General features: G+C 41.1%; 11 protein-coding genes. 1 reads left to right on the forward strand and 10 read right to left on the reverse strand.

Features of this window, described 5'->3' with window-relative positions; all coding sequences use genetic code 11:
• Positions 1–43 precede the first annotated feature (43 nt).
• From ACYPZI_RS01505 to ACYPZI_RS01550, 10 genes are all read right to left on the reverse strand, one after another.
• Entirely contained in the window at positions 44–1,798 is a 1,755-nt protein-coding gene (locus ACYPZI_RS01505; protein ID WP_459597914.1) for a DUF4623 domain-containing protein, read from the reverse strand.
• A gap of 105 nt (positions 1,799–1,903) precedes the next feature.
• Positions 1,904–3,340, reverse strand: coding sequence for a DUF4623 domain-containing protein (locus ACYPZI_RS01510; protein ID WP_459597916.1), 1,437 nt, complete (start codon positions 3,338–3,340; stop codon positions 1,904–1,906).
• A gap of 36 nt (positions 3,341–3,376) precedes the next feature.
• Positions 3,377–5,245, reverse strand: coding sequence for a RagB/SusD family nutrient uptake outer membrane protein (locus ACYPZI_RS01515; RefSeq protein WP_459597918.1), 1,869 nt, complete (start codon positions 5,243–5,245; stop codon positions 3,377–3,379).
• A 19-nt stretch (positions 5,246–5,264) separates the two neighbouring features.
• Complete coding sequence (locus ACYPZI_RS01520; protein WP_459597920.1) at positions 5,265–8,777, reverse strand: SusC/RagA family TonB-linked outer membrane protein; 3,513 nt, start codon at positions 8,775–8,777, stop codon at positions 5,265–5,267.
• Positions 8,778–9,052: 275 nt separating this feature from the next.
• A complete protein-coding gene (locus ACYPZI_RS01525) occupies positions 9,053–10,543 on the reverse strand; it encodes a glycoside hydrolase family 10 protein (protein WP_459597922.1) in 1,491 nt (496 codons plus the stop codon).
• 492 nt (positions 10,544–11,035) lie between these two features.
• On the reverse strand, positions 11,036–12,232 hold the full coding sequence (locus ACYPZI_RS01530) for a serine hydrolase domain-containing protein (protein WP_459597924.1): 1,197 nt from the start codon (positions 12,230–12,232) through the stop codon (positions 11,036–11,038).
• An 81-nt stretch (positions 12,233–12,313) separates the two neighbouring features.
• A complete protein-coding gene (locus ACYPZI_RS01535) occupies positions 12,314–14,302 on the reverse strand; it encodes a SusD/RagB family nutrient-binding outer membrane lipoprotein (RefSeq protein WP_459597926.1) in 1,989 nt (662 codons plus the stop codon).
• 25 nt (positions 14,303–14,327) lie between these two features.
• Entirely contained in the window at positions 14,328–15,071 is a 744-nt protein-coding gene (locus ACYPZI_RS01540; RefSeq protein WP_459597928.1) for a hypothetical protein, read from the reverse strand.
• Positions 15,032–17,590 (reverse strand): SusC/RagA family TonB-linked outer membrane protein, encoded by a 2,559-nt coding sequence (locus tag ACYPZI_RS01545; protein ID WP_459597930.1) that lies wholly within the window; start codon positions 17,588–17,590, stop codon positions 15,032–15,034. The genes ACYPZI_RS01540 and ACYPZI_RS01545 overlap by 40 nt, the downstream gene beginning before the upstream one ends.
• A 345-nt stretch (positions 17,591–17,935) precedes the next feature.
• A complete protein-coding gene (locus tag ACYPZI_RS01550) occupies positions 17,936–19,795 on the reverse strand; it encodes an outer membrane protein assembly factor BamB family protein (protein WP_459597932.1) in 1,860 nt (619 codons plus the stop codon).
• Between the two features lie 522 nt (positions 19,796–20,317).
• Here ACYPZI_RS01550 and ACYPZI_RS01555 point away from each other — a divergent pair.
• The gene (locus ACYPZI_RS01555; protein WP_459597934.1) at positions 20,318–21,481 is read left to right on the forward strand and encodes an exo-beta-N-acetylmuramidase NamZ family protein; all 1,164 of its coding nucleotides are present in this window, start codon (positions 20,318–20,320) and stop codon (positions 21,479–21,481) included.

Consider the following 21,481-nt stretch of genomic DNA (forward strand, 5'->3'; position numbering starts at 1 on the left):
CAATCCCTATCCTGTAAACAGGGATTGGAAGTAAAACTTTATTTTAAGGTTGTTTCTTAGGTATTTCAAACAGCGCAAAACCAGCTCCCACAGCGCCACTCAATAGATACAGCCTATCACTGTCTGCAATCCATGCAGTGCTGATAGACTTATCTTGTCCAGCGGCTCCTTTCAGGTTATATTCAAATACCTTTTTCTCGTTTATATTTTCAGCCGTCAATGCCTGAAGAGCGTCTTGCGTAGACCCTGTCACAGTGGCGCCCTGCGTAATATCGTATACTCTGAAGAATGTATCTCCACCGGCACTGGTAGCACTCATAGTAATCAAGTAACGCGCATCGTTGAAGTTAAAGACTTTGGCATCGACACCCTGATCGGTAGCAATAACGCTTACAGGTACAGTGTACAATATTTCCGCATTGGCATTTGTCAGATTGATCGCTCCCTCATGCCCGGTATAGATATATTCATTACTTGCTCCGCCTACACGATTCAAGGTCGACCATGTGCCCGGATGCGGAGTGACAGATGATATGAGAGCAGCAGAAGTTTTTGTGGTGAATCCTGAAACAGCTACTCTAGCCACTCCTGTTGTTCCATTATTATTACTATGCGTAAATAAATATCCATTTCCCGACGCATCGATGTCAGCCGACACAAAGCCATCGTAACGACCTGAAAATCCTTGTATATCAGTAGTATTCACAGTGATAGTCGTAGGTGTAACCGTAGGAGTGGTTTCATTCCAAACCCTGAAAATTAATCCGGCGGTTCCCCACGCAAGTAAATTACAAGTATATATATGCCCATTAATCAAAACGCCTCCATTAGCGGCATATGACGCGCTGAGAGGATCACTAGGATTGGTATTATAATCTGTCAAAGCGGTAGGTGTAAGCGTTCCATTTTTCAGGTTTGCAATACTAAGTAGAACCGGTCCTTTGTCAGGTCGATTAACAACCAGCACATTATTCAAGCTTAAACTATATTGGCGGCCATCGGTGTTCGCTGCGCTATAAGTCGGGCTGTCAATGCTTCCTGTCCCAAAGTCACTTAGAGTAGGAGTAGCAGCCGAATAGTCGTAAACTTTGATTTTACTGAAATCGGCGCCGCCTTCCGTCGCAGGTATTACGTCTTCTTCGATACCTTCGATGGTAACCCAATATACCGTAGTGAATACTCCACTGATTACTGTAACATCACGGGTTACAGGCCATGTTTCCGACGTAAAATTATATGTCAATGCATCCAGCATTGCCCCTTCGGACAGCTCCGCGTCAAAACTGATGGTTGCAGGATTAGTCCCCGCTGGCAACACAGGGAAGGAAATTGTTTTGTTTTCTTCATCAATTATTCCTGTAATCTGTACGTCGCCTGCAAAACCGGCATTGATATTGATAGAGTAGATCCTCCGTTCCGGAGCAGGTTCAAAGCTGAGAATAACCACATAATCCTGTGTACTCGAACCATTAATCACGGTAATAGTTTTAGAAACCGGATAGGTAGCCGATGAAAAATCATATTCCTTTTGATCCAGCTGAGCCCCATCGGAAAGCTTTTTGGCGAAACGAATACAAGTAGGGTCTGTTCCAGCCGGTAATTCTGCAAAAGTAATGCTTTTTCCTTTTTCATCGATTATTCCCTCAACATGTAAATCGCCCCAAGGACCAGCATTCGCGATACCGATTTTATAAATCACTGTTTCTTCCGATACCGGATCATCGCTATCCTTGCACGAAGCCATTATCATGGCCAACGAGACAAGCAATAAGCTTATTATATTTATTCTTTTTCTCATAAATACATATGTTTAAATTAGTTTATATGTAAAATAGAGCACGGTTTTCGTAACAGTTTCCCTTCGTCATGAAACAAAGGGAAAAACTGTTTACGTCTCTATTATTTACTGATTCGCTTTCACTTTTTTAGAAACTTCAAACACTGCAAATCCAGTTTGTACACCGCCTGCCAGCAGATACAAAGTATCATTTCCATCGGCAACCCATGCTGTGGTCATCGAAGTGTTTCCTGGTGCAACAGCCGCGCCCAATGAATATGAGAACAAAGGATCAGCCACATTCATTAATTCGAGCGCAGCCTGTGTTGTAGCGCCCTTCGTAATATCATATACATAGAAAGTTCCCGCAGCATCCATCACAATCAGATAACGCTCTTGGTTGAAAACAACAACTTTCGCATCTCCTTTAGTCGCACCGATCTTATCTGTAGGAATAGCATACTGAACGCTTCCGTTCGAACCTACTAATCTGGCTGGAGCGCTATTGCTGTTCCATCCGCTATAAATATATTCGTCGTCTGTTCCCGGTACATGGTTAATAGCCGCCCAAGTTCCGGTAAGCGGTTCTGTGCCTGGGAACAAAGCAACATCTGTTTTAGTTGAAAATCCGGAAACCGCAAATCTGATTAATTTTTCGGATACAGGGACATTGGTATTGCCCGATATAAAAAGATAACCGTTTCCTTCGGCATTGATATTGGCAGACAAAAAGCCGTCATAACGCCTCGGCGCTACCGGGTAATCATAAGAAATTATCGAAGGCACCGCTTCCGGATGACTTTCTTCCCAAACCCTGATATACAAAGTATTACCCCAAGGAGTACCATTACTTATGTACACATGGCCGTTCGTTATCAATCCTCCGCTCGAATACCATGCTTCAGTCGCCACATCCGATCCGTTTAAAGCAGATACGTTGCCGATATTACCTTGCTTGATGTCAGACAATCTAATTAAGCCCGGCCCTGACGCATTCCTATTAACAACCAAAACATTCTGCAAACTTAATCCATATTGGCGTCCATAAGAAGCATCGTTGTTATATATAGGTTTATCGATACTACCGGCGGCATAATCTGCCAGATTGAGAGTAGCAGCCGAATAGTCGTAAACTTTGACTTTACTCTTAGCAAAATCTGCACCCCATACCGGTACGTCAAGCCTTATAGTAGCAAAGTAATAACGTTTTCTCAAACCATTGACAACAGCTATAAGGCGTTTCTTCTGGGTATCGCCTTCATCCATCACAAAATTATAATCATTTTCATCTAAATAAGCGCCTTCGGGTAGTTCGGCTTCAAACCTGACATGCGAAAGATCGCTCTCCTCATGAACTTCCGGAAAAGTAATTTCCTTCGTATTCTCGTCCACCGTACCCACGATAGTCTCTGTGCCGCTAAGCCCTCCGTTGATAATTTTAATACCATATATCACAACTTCGTCAGCTGTGCTGTCAAGATATTTGTCCTCTTTTTCACAAGAGGCTATCATCAAACAAAACGGGACAACCAGCAATCCTATATATTTTGTTAAATTCTTCATAATCACGTTATTTTAATTTTAAACATAACCCATATCTTATAAGTCACTAGGCCAACCTTCGGTCTGAGCCAACTCATAACCTTTCTTCTGGTATTCGATCCGTTGGTTTCTTCCTACCGGAGCCAGATAAGGATTCACATTCAGCACACCGAGGAAAGCCTGGCGTCCCGTTATATTGGTAGGAGAATAGAATCCAATCATCTGAGCGGCGTTAGAGCCATTATACACTATTACTGTCCCATTCATATCGGTAACAGCCAATATATCGGGCTTAAGCAGGGAATTCAACGCAGTGGAATTGGCATTAATCCATGTTCCCCTGATAATGTCAGGATTCAGCGTAGGGTCCATATATTCCAGTTTTTTCCAACGTTTCAGGTCCAATAAGCGCGAATATTCGAAAGCCATTTCCATACGCCTTTCGCGACGGATTTCCCAGATTAGTTGAGGCACGTCGCCTTTATCGGGACTGCTTGGAAGCCCGGCCAAACTCAAAGCGGCCGTTTTCTTAACGCCTAAAGCCACAGCTTCCGACGCAATAGGACGGTTGCGTATCTTATTGATGGAAATGTCTATATCGCCCTGTGTAACAGCGTCTCCCCCCAATGTAGCTAACTCGGCTTTGGCTTCGATCCAATTTAACAATACTTCCGCGTAACGTATGACAGGATAATCATTTTTATTATTCGTACTTGTAAATTCTGCCGGTAAACCACTTCCTTCATAACTAACACCTATCCGGCTGATAAACTTAACAGTGTAAATACAAGAACTAAGAGACCGTGTAGTAGCCCTTGGGAAGAATGTCGCTTCGAAACGCGGGTCGCGGGTCGCAATCAGGTTGCTCATGTCAAAATTCTTGTTAGCGGCGGTTGCTGATGTCTGCCAATCAGATCCATCGTTGCAGATAAACGCCTTTACTAATGACAGGCTCGGGTTAGTATATCTATTTTCCGACAAATTGCAATAAGAAGACACACAATGTGTTATACCATAATTCGGATCATAGTGACGATAAAATATAACATCTTTATTTCCCGCCAGATCTTCGGAATTGAACAGATTGCGGAATTCAGTCACAACATCGTATTTACCATTGCCTTTGATCAAATTGGCCGCTTCTACAGCAAGATTGAGAAATTTCTTTGCGCGTTCGTTGTTATTTTTATGGTATTTCTGCCATGTGCCTTCAAACAGAGCCAAGCGACTTATAAAGCCAGCCACTACATATTTGTTCACATTCATGGCACCATCGTCCGACCTTACATTCTGCATAGCAAAAACAAAATCGTCATACACGGCATCCATCACTTCATCACGGGGTGTGCGAGGCTTGTATATATCGGCAGGATCAACATTGTTCACTTCGTGGTCGTAATATGGCACATCGCCGAAAACCTGCACCAACCCGGCGTAATCCATCGCTCTGAAAAAGCGGCCGATTCCCAGCCAGTGGTTCTTCTGCTCCTCGTTCAGTACGCCGCCCATCCGGTTATTGATGCGGTCAATCATAATATTCGCGCGCCGCGGCCATGCGAAATTCCAATTTGGACCACTATAATTTGCCAACCAAGGAATCGTAGTAAGCGTAGAGGTATTATTTCCCCTATCGTTAGGCACAGACAGTTCAAAACCCGTTTGAGCGCCGTTAGCCACCATATCGTCGCTGAACTCATAACCGTTAAGAGGTGCGTATTCGGTCCCCCAGCCTGAGTTATAACCCACGAAGTAACGTGGATAAAAGCCATTGGCGTACAACCTCAATTTAGATTCGCTAGTCCAGAATGAATCATCATTTTCTTCCGACAGCGGCGGACGGTCGAGCACATCCTCGCAAGCCGTAAAGAAAAACAGCGCGGACATGGCGATTAACATTATTATCGTTTTGATATTTATTGTTTTCATATTTTTCGAATTTATTGTTTTAGAAGCTTAACTGTACCCCGACAGAGGCAGATTTGAACATAGGCGTACCTGTGCCGGTGCGTCCCAGATTGTAGCTGTTACTAAACATGGAGTAACCGCTTATAGCCTCAGGATCAATAGGTAATCCACTCAGGTTGTCGAAAGTAATGAAGTTCTCCAGTGAGACATAAAAACGAGCTTTCGACATAAGTGCTTTTTTCAACAATTTAGGAGGGATCGAATAACCAACCGTGATATTCTTGATTCTGGCGTATGCCATATTCAACAAATAACGGGTTTGTACCTGCAAACTGTAATTGGTATTTTCACCCTGGTTATCCCACGGACGGGGATAAAAGGCATCTGTCCTGTCCTGCCGCCAGTAATCCCCGGCGATAGCCTGCGGCATAGCGCCGTCCGACGCATGATAGCCCGGAATAGCCAATTGTCCGCTACCCCATATATCGCGTTTGCCTACGCCCTGCAAGAAAACAGATAAGTCGAAACCTTTGTAGTCGGCTCCCAGCCTGAGCCCGTATTCGTAGCGTGGAGTAGAGTTACCGATCACTTTGCGGTCGCCCGGATCGCCGAAAGTTCCCCTGCCCGGAGTAATATATCCGTCGCCGTTTATATCCATAAACTTGACATCTCCCGGACGGAATATCACGACACCGATGCCGTCTTCAAACCAAGTTTGGTAAACAGGATTCTGTCCTGCCAGCATGTATGATTGCTTAGGCGTCCCGTTAAGTATAATAGTCACTTTCTTAAATTTACCGTCATCGCCGCGCACAAAGTCTTCTTCCTGATACAAGCGATCCGTTACATATCCCCAAATGTCTCCGTATCTTGCGCCCGTAGCAAAGGTACTACCAATAGACCTGTCTTCCCATGGCGTTTGCCAATCCGGACCTTTTGTTATATAGGTAACATTGTCCCATACAGTAGCCAACGCACTGATACCTATACCATTGCTAAACCGGTGATTATAATTGACAGACACTTCCCATCCCTTTGTTCTCAGGTTACCATAGTTACCTTGAGGCGCGGAAGCTCCATACGTGAACGGAAGAGCATCACCCGCCATAATCATATCTTTCGTGTCGCGCCTGAACCAGTCGAACGTAACGCCCAAGTCGCCTTTCAAGAACTGGAGATCGATACCTAGATCCAAATTTTCTATACGTTGCCATTTGATATCTCTTTGCACTGCGGCCGGCGTAGCATACGTATAAGTTTGTGTTCCATCAGAGCCCAGCCATGTGGTCTTGCTTACACCACCCATGGATGGTATATACAGATTATTTGAGACAGACTGGTCGCCTATACTACCCCATGAAGCCCTAAACTTCGCGAAATAAAAAATATTCTCCACAGGTTTGAAGAATTCCTCGTTGGATATTACCCACCCCGCCGAGAAAGCAGGAAAGGCCTTCCACCATAAACGGCTGGGGAATTTAGATGAGGCGTCGTAACGCAGGTTGGCTTCCAGCAAATATCTGTCGCTAAACGAATAATTGGCACGTCCGAAATAACCCAACAACGAACTCCATCCGGCAGTACCCGATACAGTTGGCGTGCCAGTCGCATAACTGAATTGAGGATTCTCATAATTGTATAATCCTGTTAATTGTCCATAGTGGCTCTTGTAATCGGAAGCAACACTGTTCATACCGAGCATAAACTTAAGAGCGTTCGTTTCGTTCAACTTCAAGTTATATGTAGTATAAACATTGAATGTATGGCTGTTTGTCCTAAGTGAATTCCTGTTTATATAAGCAGCAGCAGATGTTCCATCTCCCGGCCATGAAATCTGGTTAAAGCGGTATGCCGGCATTGCGTCGTAGTCCCATGGATCTACCACATCTCCGTTTGCATTCACATAAACACGGTCACCCACTCCGTCCGTCCAGGCGATAGGACCATACCATGTATCTCCTCCTGTAAAAATAGAGTAAGACCTTTCGGTGATATCCTCTTGTGTCCAGAAAGTGTAGTCAAAGTTGAGGTTCCAGTTTTTAGTAAAATTAACAGTAGCCCCCAAGTTAATATTCGAATAAATGTTGCGCACACTCGATGTGGTCGATTCGGCCAATTCGTAAGCCGGATTCCTCATCTGATTGCCGAATTGATCCACCGTTCCCACAGGCATCAAGCTACCCCAACGATAAGCGTACAGCCATGGATCGGCGGTATATCCATTTACGCTAGGGAAACGTTTTATCCGGTCGGAATACATAGCGCCGGCTCTCAATACAAGATACTTGTTAATTTCCGTAGAGAGCTTTATTGATACGTTATATCGTCTGAAATCATCGAATTTTGCATTTTTAGTCATACCTGACTGGTCAAGCAGCCCTAACCCTACATTGTACGAAGTTTTACCGTTACGGCCTGTGACAGACAGATTGTGAGTCGTCGTAGGCGTCCAATCGGCTACCAGAGCGTCAATAGCATCGTATACACGGATTCCCAGTTTATTACCTGCGGCATCTACATACCAATCCCTGCCATAGACAACCGGATCGGTAGGGTTAACCTTGCCTCCGTATTTTTCGATCCATAACCTTGTTTTTTCTAAACTTTCCTCGTTCATTTTCCACATATTTCCCACAGCAGCTGTGCCCGGACTTTCAGGATTACGGGTTCTGTAAGCGTCCAATGTGTATTGAAGTCCGTCTATCGTGGCCATATTCAATGGTTTAGACCTATTCTGCCAAGAAAAATTTCCTGAATAAGAAACTGTCACAGATTCTGTATTAGCGCCCTTCTTCATGGTCACCAAAACAACCCCGAAGGCAGCTTTGGAACCGTAAATAGAAGTTGAAGCTGCATCTTTCAGCACAGATATAGATTCTATATCGTCCGGATTAATCATTTGTATACTCGGCACTTCTACGTTGTCCACCAATATTAACGGAGACGAAGACCCATTGATGGAACCGACAGCCCCACGTATTTTCATTATTGGGTCTGAACCAACTTCCCCACTGGCCACAACAACCGATAGCCCGGGTACAGAACCTTGCAATCCGCGTCCGACATCGGCAATAGGACGACTGGTTAATGTTTTGCCAACATCAACCGAAGTTACGGCACCGGTCAGGTTTTCTTTTTTCTGGGTACCGTAGCCCACTACTACAACTTCCTCCATAGTCTGGGCTGTTTCCACTAAGGTTATATTTATAGTAGTTTGAGTTCCGACTACTTTCGACTGCGATGTATACCCCAGATAGGAGAATACGAGAGTTGCTCCAGATGTAGCTGTAATGGAGTAACTACCATCAACATCTGTCATAACCCCTTGAGTGGTTCCTTTAACGGCAACGCTTACCCCAACCAAGGGCTCGCCGCTAGAATCTATAACTTTTCCTTTAACTGTAATTCTTGTTTGTTGCTGTTCCAACAGTCCGTCAGAATGTACTTTGGCATCCGCTGCATAGCTATTTATAAAGATGCATATAAGCCCAATGACCAACAAACAAAGAACTTTTTTCAGCATTGAACTTTTACTTTCTTTTAAGTTGTCCATAATAGTTTGTTATTAATTAAATATTACAGTCTATATATTGAGATCGTAATTTTACGGGGCATAGTATTATTAACTTGATCTACATACAAAGACCTAATAAAACACATTTAAAATAAAAAATAAGATGTTAGAATATTTGATGTTAGAATATTTCCATAAGCTATCAGTTTTGTATATATATTCATTATTTTCGATAATTTAGTTCGATATTTTTAGACTTTAAATTGAACAGCACAATGCTTTAAAACATTGACTTTTATCATTCCAAAAACCTATTAATTGAAAAATACGATAGAACTCTCAGAATGAGAAGGACTCAAACTAGTTATTCCGTATCTGTATTTTTCTAAATCTTTCTTGTTTTTGCATGGTATTGCTAATTCTGTTAAGCCGGTTACAGCAATAATGCTCTCGGGATTATCTTTATTTACCGGTTTATTCCTTTTAAATTTGTAAATAACAAAACGTTTGGCATTTTTGCCACGCTGCCATTTTAAAGAAATATTTTGATCATCAATCATTTGAATTGATGCATCTTGCGGATTTTCAGGTTCAATGCGTTTAATTCTATTGTTTTCGGGTGAGATGCTCAGGTATTTATATTCTTTTTTACTCAACTGCTTTTCTAATTTTACTTCAGGTTTGTTAAACAAAGATTTGGCACTGAAATATATTTCTCCCTTAATATTAGGGTCTGACATATTTCTTTTTATCTGACGGATAAGCTCCTTTGAGTTATGCCACTCTTTTTGTTTGGCATCCTTAGAAATTCTATATGGAGCCAGGCCTGCATATACATTCGCTCCATAATTATATTTTGACCACCAATCGGCCAGGATAGCATAGTCTGCAATTTGGTATCCTATATTAAAGTATAACTGAGGTAGTACATAGTCAATCCATCCTTTTTCCTGCCATAATAAAATATCGGCATACAGACCATCGTAATTGGTCATTGCTTTCGTATCTGATCCGCGGGGGTCTTCTGTTTTATTACGCCAAATAGCAAATGGAGAAATTCCAAATTCGACCCAAGGCTTGGCAGATTTTATTGTTTCGTTTATTTCTTTTATTATCAAATTGACATTATTCCTGCGCCAATCTTCTTTGTTTTTAAATCCACGTGGATATTTTGCAAATGTCATAGAATCAGGAAATTCTTGTCCGGCAATTTTGTAAGGATAAAAATAATCATCCATATGTATTGCATCTATATCGTAGTTACTTACAATATCTTTTACAACATTGCATGTAAATTCGCGGACTTCATCCAAACCCGGATTGAAATATTTAGCTTTACCATAATTTATTACCCATTCCGGATGTTTATTCATAATATGATCTTTTGCATATGTGTTATAGCCCACAGTGTCATTATTTATACGATATGGATTGAGCCACACATGTATATTCAGCCCTCGTTTATGACATTCGTCAATAGTAAATCGCAACGGATCATAACCCGGGTCTTGGCCTTGTACTCCTGTCAACCAATGGCTATAAGGCTCGAATTTGGACTTATAGAAGGCATCTGCAGTCGGTCTTATTTGAAAGATAACAGTATTCATGTTATACGCCTTCACATTGTCCAACAAGTTTATCATCTCCTGTTTTTGATCTTCTGAAGGGAGACCCTTTTGCGAAGGCCAGTCTATATTAGCAACAGTTGCAATCCATACGCCACGTATAAACCTTTTATTGGACTGGGCAGAAACAGATGCAAAAAATAACATTAGCAAAATCAAGCAGAAATTTAATTTTTTCATATCATTACAACTAATAAAATTTTAACTTCCAGCACCCTCCTTCCGTCATCACCTATTACAAAGACCAACATATATCAGGATAATACATATAGATCCAATCAAAAGAAATTAAGGAATGACTGTAAAATATAGACAGAAATGCTTTTCATGGTGTAAACAATCATATAAAATAGAATAGCATACTATCATTGGTCGATGTAAATATATAAGGTTTTTATCGATCTTTTTAGATATATTTCCTTATTTTGTATTTTATTATATATATTTTCAATATTTTAATTTTAATAGTTTGTGAAATAATTATAAAATACAGAAACACAGACATAATATAAAAACATACAAATACATTTTTATATTTACGAACATTTTTTAATCATTTTTCATATATAATGAGGGCGGGTGTATCAAAAGCCTCAAGGCTTTTTAAAATGGCAAAGGTTGATAATCAAACATGACTACCAACCTTTGGGGTTATGATCAATATTGTTTCTTTCAGAATTTCATGTCCGTTATAGATGCAGCAACCACATTGGCAACCACTTCACGCAAGCGTGATACAGCACCTTTGTCTTCGGGATGGACACGATTTGTAAGCAATATGACAGCTGTATCACTCTCAGGATCGATAGTAATTGATGTACCTGTATAACCTGTATGACCATAAGCCGAAACGTCAAAAATATCTCCGTCATTGGCATATCCGGAATATACATCCCAACCTAAAGCCCGGCCAAATTTTTCAAATCCGCGAGGTACACTCCTAAGGGTCTTCACTGTTAAAGGGCTTAAAATTCGTACACCTTTTACCTCTCCATTGTTGAGTAACATGGCTGTTAATACAGCCAGATCTTCGGCATTGGAAAATACCCCCGCATTGCCCGAAACTCCTCCATTGACTATACCGGCCAAAGGATCATGTACCTTTCCTTTTAGCACAGAACCATCAGCTTGTTTCTGAGTAGGCGCCACCCAATCCAATGTTTCTCCGGTAGGATTATAGTCTGTATGACGCATGCCTAAAGGAATAAATATATTTTGTTTGGCAAAATTTTGTAAACTCATTCCCGATACTGTTTCGATAATGCGTTGTAGAGTTATAAAATTTAAACAACTATAGTCGAATACCGTAGAGGGTTCATTGTTACGTTTCACTTTCGATATATGTGTGATTAATCCATCCGGATTAGGCATTGTATATTCTTTCTTTAACTCTTCCACCGAAGCATAAGGAGGAAGACCCGATGTATGAGTAAGCAGATCTATGATCCTGATATTCTTTTTTCTTCCCGAATCAGGATCTGTCCATGGTTGAAAACCGGGAATATACAATGATACATTGTCTCTCAATCTGATCTGTCCCCTTTCCAGTAATATCATTGTAGATATAGCCGTTGATACGGATTTGCTTACCGAAGCAAGATCAAACACCGTATTGGTAGTCATTGCGATAGTATCAGGATACACCTGTTTGTTTCCATAAGCTTTCAAATAGGCGATTTTCTTGTGACGTACTACAGCCAGTACAGCCCCAGGAATTTCTCCCTTCTGGATAGACTGTTGAACAACAGCATCAACATAAGCTAGTTTTTGCTTGTCCAACCCGGCTTTCTGAGGGCTTACTACCGACAGTTGCGCATATAGGTTGCATCCTGCGATTAACAAAATGAGTAATGATATTATATGCTTCATTTAACCAGTTTTATATTAAAAGAGAAGAAAAGGAGCTGCGCTTTTAAATAGCTCCTTTTCGCTCATTACAATCCTTTTATATCACTTAATATAATTGTTATACTCGTCATCTGTAGCACAATCCCACCAAACAGGGTAACACCAGATATTCAAATCCATGGCATGCTTGTTAGCAGCCATAGCATTTACCGTATTGTACTGTAACTCAAGTGCGTTAGGCATCCTCCAACGACGCATCCAGTAAGTAGGATCGGTCGGCGTAGTACCTGTTATCTCTGCTTGACCTGCAAACAGCGGGCTACGTCCATAACCCGGATAAACCATGCCGAAACTACCAATATTGCCCGCACTGTAATTGAAACGGCGCATATCGTTCCAGTTTTCAAGACTACAACCCATAGCTACATATTTTTGTAACATGATGTCGGCCATTGTCAGGCTGCCTGCATCTTGGCATACAGCAGCACTGGCCAGATACGAAGACATCTTGCTTATATCCATCGGCATCATGTCCGGATTGTCGTAACCCGCCGATTGCCATTCTGTCAGTTTAGTCTGCATCATGTCCATGTGAGCCTTGATACCGTCCTTGTATGCGGTAAGCGCATTTGCCTTTTCTCCTTTTCTCATGTAAACCTCTGCCTTGATGAAGCACATTTCGTGGTAAGTTAGGATTTCCTGATCCGAGTTTGGACGGATCTGAAATGAGCCTGTGGAAGCCACGGCTCCGGCACTTTTTCCGGAAGTTGAGGCATACCAATTCATATCCATCTCGTCAGAGCCGCCTGTCAGTGTAGAGTACTGACGCAGATTTACATATACAGTATCGCCTGCTAATATGTAATTTCCATTGTTTATAAAATGCGATCCCTTCGGATAGGTAACGGTTATAGCATCAGCATCGGCTGTATAATTATAGTTTCCGGCATTCAGCCCATTAATAAAAGCCGTACGATCGGCAGGTAGAGCGCCTGCAAAACTATATTTCACATCTGTATCTTTATCTGCATATGTATAAAGAGCGATAGAAGTAGCGCCTCCCTTTAACAAACGCTCAGACGGGCCGTAAAAATCAACCCCTTTGGAACGTAACCATTCATAAGACATAACCTTGCCATCAGTACTCAATTTCATATTAACCATCATGGCCGGAACAATTTTGCTCATACGCGGGTCTTCCACACCAGAACCACGCATATTGGTCAGCAAGTCATAATAATATTTAGAGATGCGTTGGTTTGAACCCCATGCCACATAGTCGAAATTACCGTTTGTCATAATAGGGTCGCCAAATAGGTAATCGGTCACATCATCCTTCTTGTTATAGCAAACAGCCACCGTATTGTCGGCGTTGGATTGAGGGGCTTTAGACAGACAATCCAAAAGGGCGTCCGGGCTAAATTCCGCTTTCTTGGACAGCTTCAGCAGATAACGAGCTTTCAAGCCGTAGCTAAGTTTCAACCATTTATTCACATTGCCGCCGTTCCACATATCGCCAGCCGAAAACTGTTCAGCTCCGGATTCCTGAGCTTTGCCGAAAAGTTCAATTGCTTCGTCCAGCTTGGCAATACAACCCTCAAAGACTGTCTTACCGTCATCATAAGCGGGGCTTACGGAAGCGCCCAATGCTTCGGTATATGGAATTTCACCATACAGGTCAAGCATTTCCATGAAGCCCAGTGCGTGCATTACGTCAGCAGCAGCCATATAGTGATAGGCGCCTTGCTTCTGAGCCGTATTGTACATGTCGTTCAAATTAGCTGCCGCAGCAACGAACCATGTCTGATAAGATGTAGTAGTAGAACCAGGCTGACATGCCCACGTCACAGCCAAATAAGTATTGTTGGCGCTGTTGCTGTAGTAAACTCCAGACTGGCAGGAAGTACGCATATTGGTAACTCCCGCAGAGTACTGATAGAACTTCTGTATCCACGGCAGCCTGTTGGCTAAAAGCGCTGTTTCATTGTTCGGGTTGTCAGGATCGGTATTGACGTCAAGCCAATCGTTGCAGGAAATCATACCCAACATAAGTATACAACCCAATACGACCATATATTTAATTTTCTTCATAATCTTCTATTTTATCTGTTTTTACTTAGAATGTTAGATTCACTCCCAAAGAGAAACTGGATGTGGAAGGTACACTACAGTAGTCAATGCCCGTAGCTCCTGAACCGCCCGTACCACCAGCCGTGCTTACTTCCGGATCCATACCTTTGTAATTGGTCAAGGTCAGCAAGTTGGTGCCAATAACCGTTACGGACAATCTCTTGATAATGTTCTGTTTTTTGATCAGGTCGGTAAAATCATAGCTGACAGACAACGAACGCAGTTTCAACCAGTTTACAGAAGTGATGAAGTTATAAGAGTTCGACAGATAATTAGACCAGTATTTCTGTATCATGGCTTTGCCCGAATAAGACGTACCATTGATGGTATAGTTCTGATCGGCATAATAAGTCAGGTCAACATCATCGCCAGTCTTGCTGTCAACGCCTTTTACGTTAACGTATTCGCGTCCGTTAGCCGTTGTCAGCTTACTCAAACCATTGGAAGCCAGATAATATTCAGTACCGTTATATACGTCCCCGCCCAGGCGGAAGTCAAGCAGGAAGGACAGTGTCAGGTTCTTGTAGCTGATCGTATTGTTCAACCCGCCGATAAATTTCGGCTCGCGGTTACCTACAACCGTTGCAGTTTCAGCTGATACCTTGTACAGGCCAGTTGTCGGATCTACCTGATAGCGTCCACCCTCTACTTCCACTTGTTTTTTCTCTTCTTTGCCATTTACAGTTTCGATTACTTCCTTCGTTTCATAAGCGTAGCGTGTACCGACCATACCAAGAAAATAACCGCCGTTAGGAACAGACGCGGCTTTGATGGTACCGAACTGTGCATCGGTAGGATAAAACTGCCTACACCTTCGAGGAAAGTACCTAAACGGCCTCGGTTGTAAGATGTATTAAGCGTAACGTTCCATTCAATATCTTTTGTCCGAATAGGCTTGGCGGTGAGGGCTATTTCCATACCCTCATTGATTACAGAACCTGAGTTGATACTAGACATAATATATCCGTTAGCATTGGACAGACGTGGAGATGCAATCTGGTTTTTAGTCTGGCTGTGATAATATGTCCAATCCAGTCCCAGCCGACCGTTGAGAAATTTCAATTCCGTACCCACTTCCCATGCCGTTTGCAGTTCGGGCACAAGGAAGGCGTTACCACTTGTATATTGATTACCCACGCCGGTATAAGAACCGTAAGTGAAAGGACTGACAAGATAAGTCTGCGTAGCATAAGCTGGAGCACTCTTACCCGCGCCGGCTTCACTGGCACGAATCTTACCGAACGTAAGAATATCGTTTTTCGGTAATAGTTCGGTAAATACAACCGATGCGCTGACAGACGGGTAAAAATAAGAACGGTTTTGCAAAGGAAGCGTTGAAGACCAGTCATTGCGCCCTGTTACAGTCAAGTAAAGAATATTTTTGTAAGACGCACGTAATTCGCCGTATATACCAACTAGCCGGTTACGGCTTGTAGCATCCGTAAAAAACCGGTTCTCCTTGGATATATTGGAAAAACTGGTTGTACCTGCGGTGATAAAGTTATATCCCCAATGCGTCTGACTCAGGCGTTCCGTATCTTCGGACGTAGTACCCAGCATCAGGTTCAAGTCTACATCCCCGAAAGTCTTATGAAAATTACTCATCACGTTAGTAGAAATGTATGTATAGCCGTAATCGCTCTTACTCAAACGTCCGTTTTGATACATTTCTTTCACAACGCTACCCGGAGCAATATAGGAATAGGCGTCCGTGGTGTACTGGTCGTAACCTAAGCGCGCCGATACGTCCCACCAGTCTGTAATCTTAAACAAAGCACTCAATGCGCCGGTAAAACGCTTTGTCTTATCGGACATCTTGTTTTTATTGATAATCCAGTATGGGTTTTCCTTGTCGGATGCCAAATCCCACTGTCCGTCAAACAGGCGGTATTTTGAGCCGTCCTCGTTCACATATTTCGATATGTCTTCTGTCAAGGGCCAGCTGTAAATAGCGTTCATGGTTCCGTTACCGCCGCCATCCCACAAACCACTAGAAGTCAACGTTTTATCCGTATTTGAAATAGAGTAGGCCACATTAGCGCCCACCGTCAGATGCCCATATTTCTGCTCCCCGTTGAAACGGATTGTAGTCTTGTCATATGCTGTCTGTCGTACGACACCATCTTGATTGTAATTGGACGCTGACAAGAAGAATGATCCGTTTTTAGAACCTCCGGCTAGGCTTACATTATTATCATAAACGACTCCACTCTGAAAAAAATTGCCGATATTGTCGTACAACTGAGTGCCCACTCCTAACTTTTCTCCCCATGACTGATAGGTCATGTCACTGAAAACACCGTTATTTTCATAATATCCACGTCCAAACTCTTTTTGAACTTCGGGCAGTTTTGTTACCCATGAAGTGTTCATTTTACTGGAAAAGTCTACTTTCACAGCTCCTTCTGCACCCTTCTTTGTCGTAATGATGATAGCACCGTCTGCCGCACGCGATCCGTAAAGCGCTGCCGCTGCCGCGCCTTTCAAAACAGACAAATTTTCGATGTCCTCAGGATTAATATCCATCACGCGATTGGAATAGGTAGTGGCGTTACGCGTCATACCGTCGGTTGCACTGTTACCAATCACCTGCGTGGAGTTGTCGTAAATCACGCCATCGATCACAAACAAAGGTTCGTTGGCACGCCCTTCCGAAGTGGAATTTCCGCCGCGAATAACGATAGTTGCTCCTGCACCTGCTGCACCGCTGTTCTGCGTAATGTTTACACCCGGCACTTTACCTGCCAGGGAATTGATGACATTCGGATTCTTATTTTTCAATATCTCTTTCGAATCCAGATCGGAAACAGCATAACCCAATGCCTTCCTTTCTTTCTTGATGCCAAGAGCCGTAACTACGACTTCGTCCATAGTCTGAGCCGATTCTACTAAGGTTATATCTATAATAGTTTGGGCTCCGACTACTTTCGATTGCGATGTATACCCCAGATAAGAGAATACGAGGGTTACTCCTGAAGTAGTAGTTATGGAGTAACTTCCATTAACATCTGTTAAAACCCCTTGAGTTGTTCCTTTAACGGCAACACTTACTCCAACCAGAGGCTCTCCGCCAGTGTCTGTAACCGTCCCTTTAACCGTAATTCTTGCTTGTTGTTGTTCTGACTGCCCATCCGAATGCACTTTTAGATCCGTTGCATAGCTATTTGTGAAGGAATATACAATTCCAACAGCTAACAAACAGAGAATTTTTTTTAGCAGCTTGTTTTTGCCTTGTTTTGAGTTATTCATAATACTTTGTTTATTAATTTGATACTTCTCCTACTAAATGAATCAATTGGCAAATAATGAAAAGAAACCTATTTATAGACAGTCAACGATTGTTAAAATTAAGATTTCCAAGAATAAAAGAATCCAAAATAAAATACGAGTGTATTTAATTCCTCATTATTTTTGTAATCCCTTAAACATAAATTTTGAATCAAATTCATTATTATAGGTATAAAAAACATGTAAAAGATTTAAAGATAGATTCAAAGATTCCTGTTTGCTTTTTTAAAGTATTACCATAAGCGCTTCAATTTATGTTTTACAATAATATTTGGTTTTAATTTGAGTACAATTAATTAGGGACAATTATTTTTTGTTGGAAATAATACCTACAATCCCTTCGCTTGAGGTAAATAAACATTCCTTTCCACTAAGTGGAACTACAGTATTAATAAGTGAATTCCCAATTTTATATTTCCACAGAACAGTTCCATTTTTAGCATCCAAAGCGAAAATCAATCCGTTCTTCGTACTGCCGAAAACTACATTATCTTTTTCCACGGGCATTGATGGAGCATGATCATAGCCATAGGAAACATTTACAGACCATATTTTTTTAGGTTCGTCAACTATCGCTGAATAGCAAACTACACTGTCTTGCATTGTTTTGCTATATATACGAGTACCATCGGCCGATAAACCGATCGTCTCGCGAACCGTAGATTCATTTGTACGCCATACCGTTTTTCCTGTCTCTGCGTTTACTGCGGTAAGCACCCTGTCCGGAGCTGAAAAAAATACTTTTCCGTAAGCTGCCACAGGCCAAACAGCTGCAGGAGAAAAATGCATTCGGGGAAGACCATTATTCCATGTCCATAACAATCGTCCCGTATGCATATCCAATGCATACATGTTTGTATCCCATGCTCCAAAAATTAATTTACTCTGATAAATAAGAGGGCGTGTTTCAATATAACCTTTAACATTGCTATATTCCCACACTAATTTACCGGTCTTTATATCCAAAGCTCTCATTGTATGATCGCCTGCACCTATATATGCAATATTATTATCAATAGTCACAGCCCCTAAAACAGCTTCTTTAGCCGGATATTTCCAGACTAGTTTACCTGATGACGCATCCAATCCATATATATTTTTATCTGCGGAGCCAAAGACTATAATACCATTATTAGCAGCAGGGGTACCGACAATCCGATTACCGCTTTTAAAATCCCATATTTTTCTTCCGTCTTTTAGAGAGAGACAAGTCAAAAAACCCGCATCGTCACCTACATAAATATTTTTCTCATAAAGTACTGGAGATGAGTATATCGTACGACCGATTTCAGCCATCCATTTTCTATGGACTTGCGGATATATTTGATTAACAGTATCAGACGGACGTTTATACAGGCTATTGTCCGCTGTATAATATTCCTTTTTTAAAGAATAGCTACCCCATTTTCGGATTTCCTGCCCTATTTTTTGCTCATATACTATTATAGAATCACCGGTTATATCGTAAATAGAATATCCGCCTAAGTTATCAGCTTTATCGCGAAGATTCGACCGGTTCAATATCCCGGGTATTCCATCATATGACAATAGTTTATTGCTATGGTAATGCCCACCGAGCACAACTTTTACATTATACTTACGAGCTACATCCGTTACCTCGTACCAGTTATCCACATCTCCATCTTGTAGCGGATAATGAGTAACTAAGATAAAAGGTTCATCAGGCTTGGCAGAAGAAAATTCTTTTTCGAGCCATGCTACATCTTGAGGAGCGACATGCCCATCCATCATGCGGATAATGGGACCTGTAGCAAACCCTAAAAATGTATAACCATTATATTGAAATTTGAATCTTTCCGATCCGAAAATGTGTCCAAAATCAGTAGAACCTGATTCACTCCACTTGGTTTCATGATTTCCCGAAATAATATAATATTTTACTTTCAGTTTATCCAGTAAGCTTTTAGCTTTATACAACGATTCCCTGTCCCCTTCCTCTGTTATATCTCCGGTCACCAGCACAAAACTGATATCTGACGTATTATTAATTTGTTCTACTGTTCGTTTCAAATCATTATAAGCCAACGAATCTTTCGTTACATGCAAATCTGTAACAAGAGCAAAACGAAAGCGCTGTCCATACAGTGATACTGTGAGAAACAACAGAGAAATAACAATTAAAATTAGGATAGAGATGTTCTTCATAAATACTACTTTATTATAATATATAGCATTATAATCTACCTGAACAATACAAATATATAAGGTTTTTATGGATCTCTTTAGATACATTTTTCTATTTTAAATTTTATTATATTTATTTCAGATATTTTTATATAAAATGCAACAAAAGAAAGAGAAAAGCAAAATATGCAAACAGATAAAGCCGCAAGATACATCAAATTTTCATTTCATATACATTTATTCATACATGTTAACTAAACTAAAGTATTAATTAAAATAATAGCAAGCAAACGATGTATCACCAACCCGCAAACACGGTCAGCAAAGATAAACCGGTATAATCAGCAAGGCTATATTTTATTAATTTACGTATATAATTATAAATAATTGTTAATTGCAAAGATTTATATTATTCCATATAATAGAAATTTAAAATATCATCATATATTTGTTTTGTAATCATTTTAAGTCAGAACCTCGAAGAAACTTAGTGTCTAATCTTTTATCTTTGACTATTAAAAAACAAACCAAAGGATTCAAACCATGAAAAGATTGAATATCACACTTTTATTATTTATTTTGTTCACTGTATCCCATGCGCAAAACAATATTAAGGTAGGAGCAGAATCTACGAATGAATACTATCCTCTTATCGAAGGAAAACGCATAGCAGTAATGTCTAATCATACAGGCATCGTTAACAATGAGCACCTTGTGGATATGCTGGTAAGAGAAAAAATTAATGTTGTCGCAATATTCTCGCCGGAACATGGTTTCAGAGGAAATGCTGATGCAGGAGAACATGTAGGCAGTTCTGTAGACGAAAAAACAGGGGTGCCTATCCGCTCTCTCTATGATGGAAAGGAGCGTAAACCCAGTAAAGAATCTATGGATATGTTCGACATATTAATAATAGATATCCAAGATGTAGGTTTAAGATTTTATACCTATTATGTAACAATGGTCAGATTAATGGATGTTTGTGCTGAGTACGGGAAAAAAGTAGTAGTCCTTGATCGTCCCAACCCCAACGGACATTATATTGATGGTCCAATACTAGATATGAAACATAAATCCGGTGTTGGTTGGCTACCGATTCCTATTGTACATGGCATGACACTAGGAGAATTGGCATTGATGGTAAACGGAGAAAAATGGCTGACTGATGGTAAAACATGTGACCTGACAGTTATCAAGTGTAAGAATTATACACACAAGATGTTATATAAATTACCGGTAGCACCATCGCCAAACCTGCCAACTATGAAATCCATTTACTTATATCCTTCGACCTGTTTATTTGAGGCCACTCCCGTGAGTTTAGGACGTGGAACTTCCTTTCCATTCGAAGTATACGGGCATCCCAATATGAAAGGATACGCTTTTTCTTTTACACCAAGAAGCATTTCCGGCGCTAAAAATCCACCTCAACTAAATAAACTCTGTTATGGCGTTGATTTGAGAAATATGTCAGACGATGAAATATTTGCCAAAGGTTTTGACCTTACATATATAATAGACGCCTATAATAATCTGAATATGGGTGATCACTTCTTCCGTTCTTTCTTTGAAAAATTAGTGGGTGTAGATTATATCCGAAAAATGATTATAGACGGGAAACCGGCTGACGAAATCAAAAAAATGTGGAAAAGCGATGTGGAAAAATTCAGACTACAACGTAAACCTTATTTGTTATACGAAGAATAA

Source organism: Dysgonomonas reticulitermitis, from assembly GCF_054601275.1.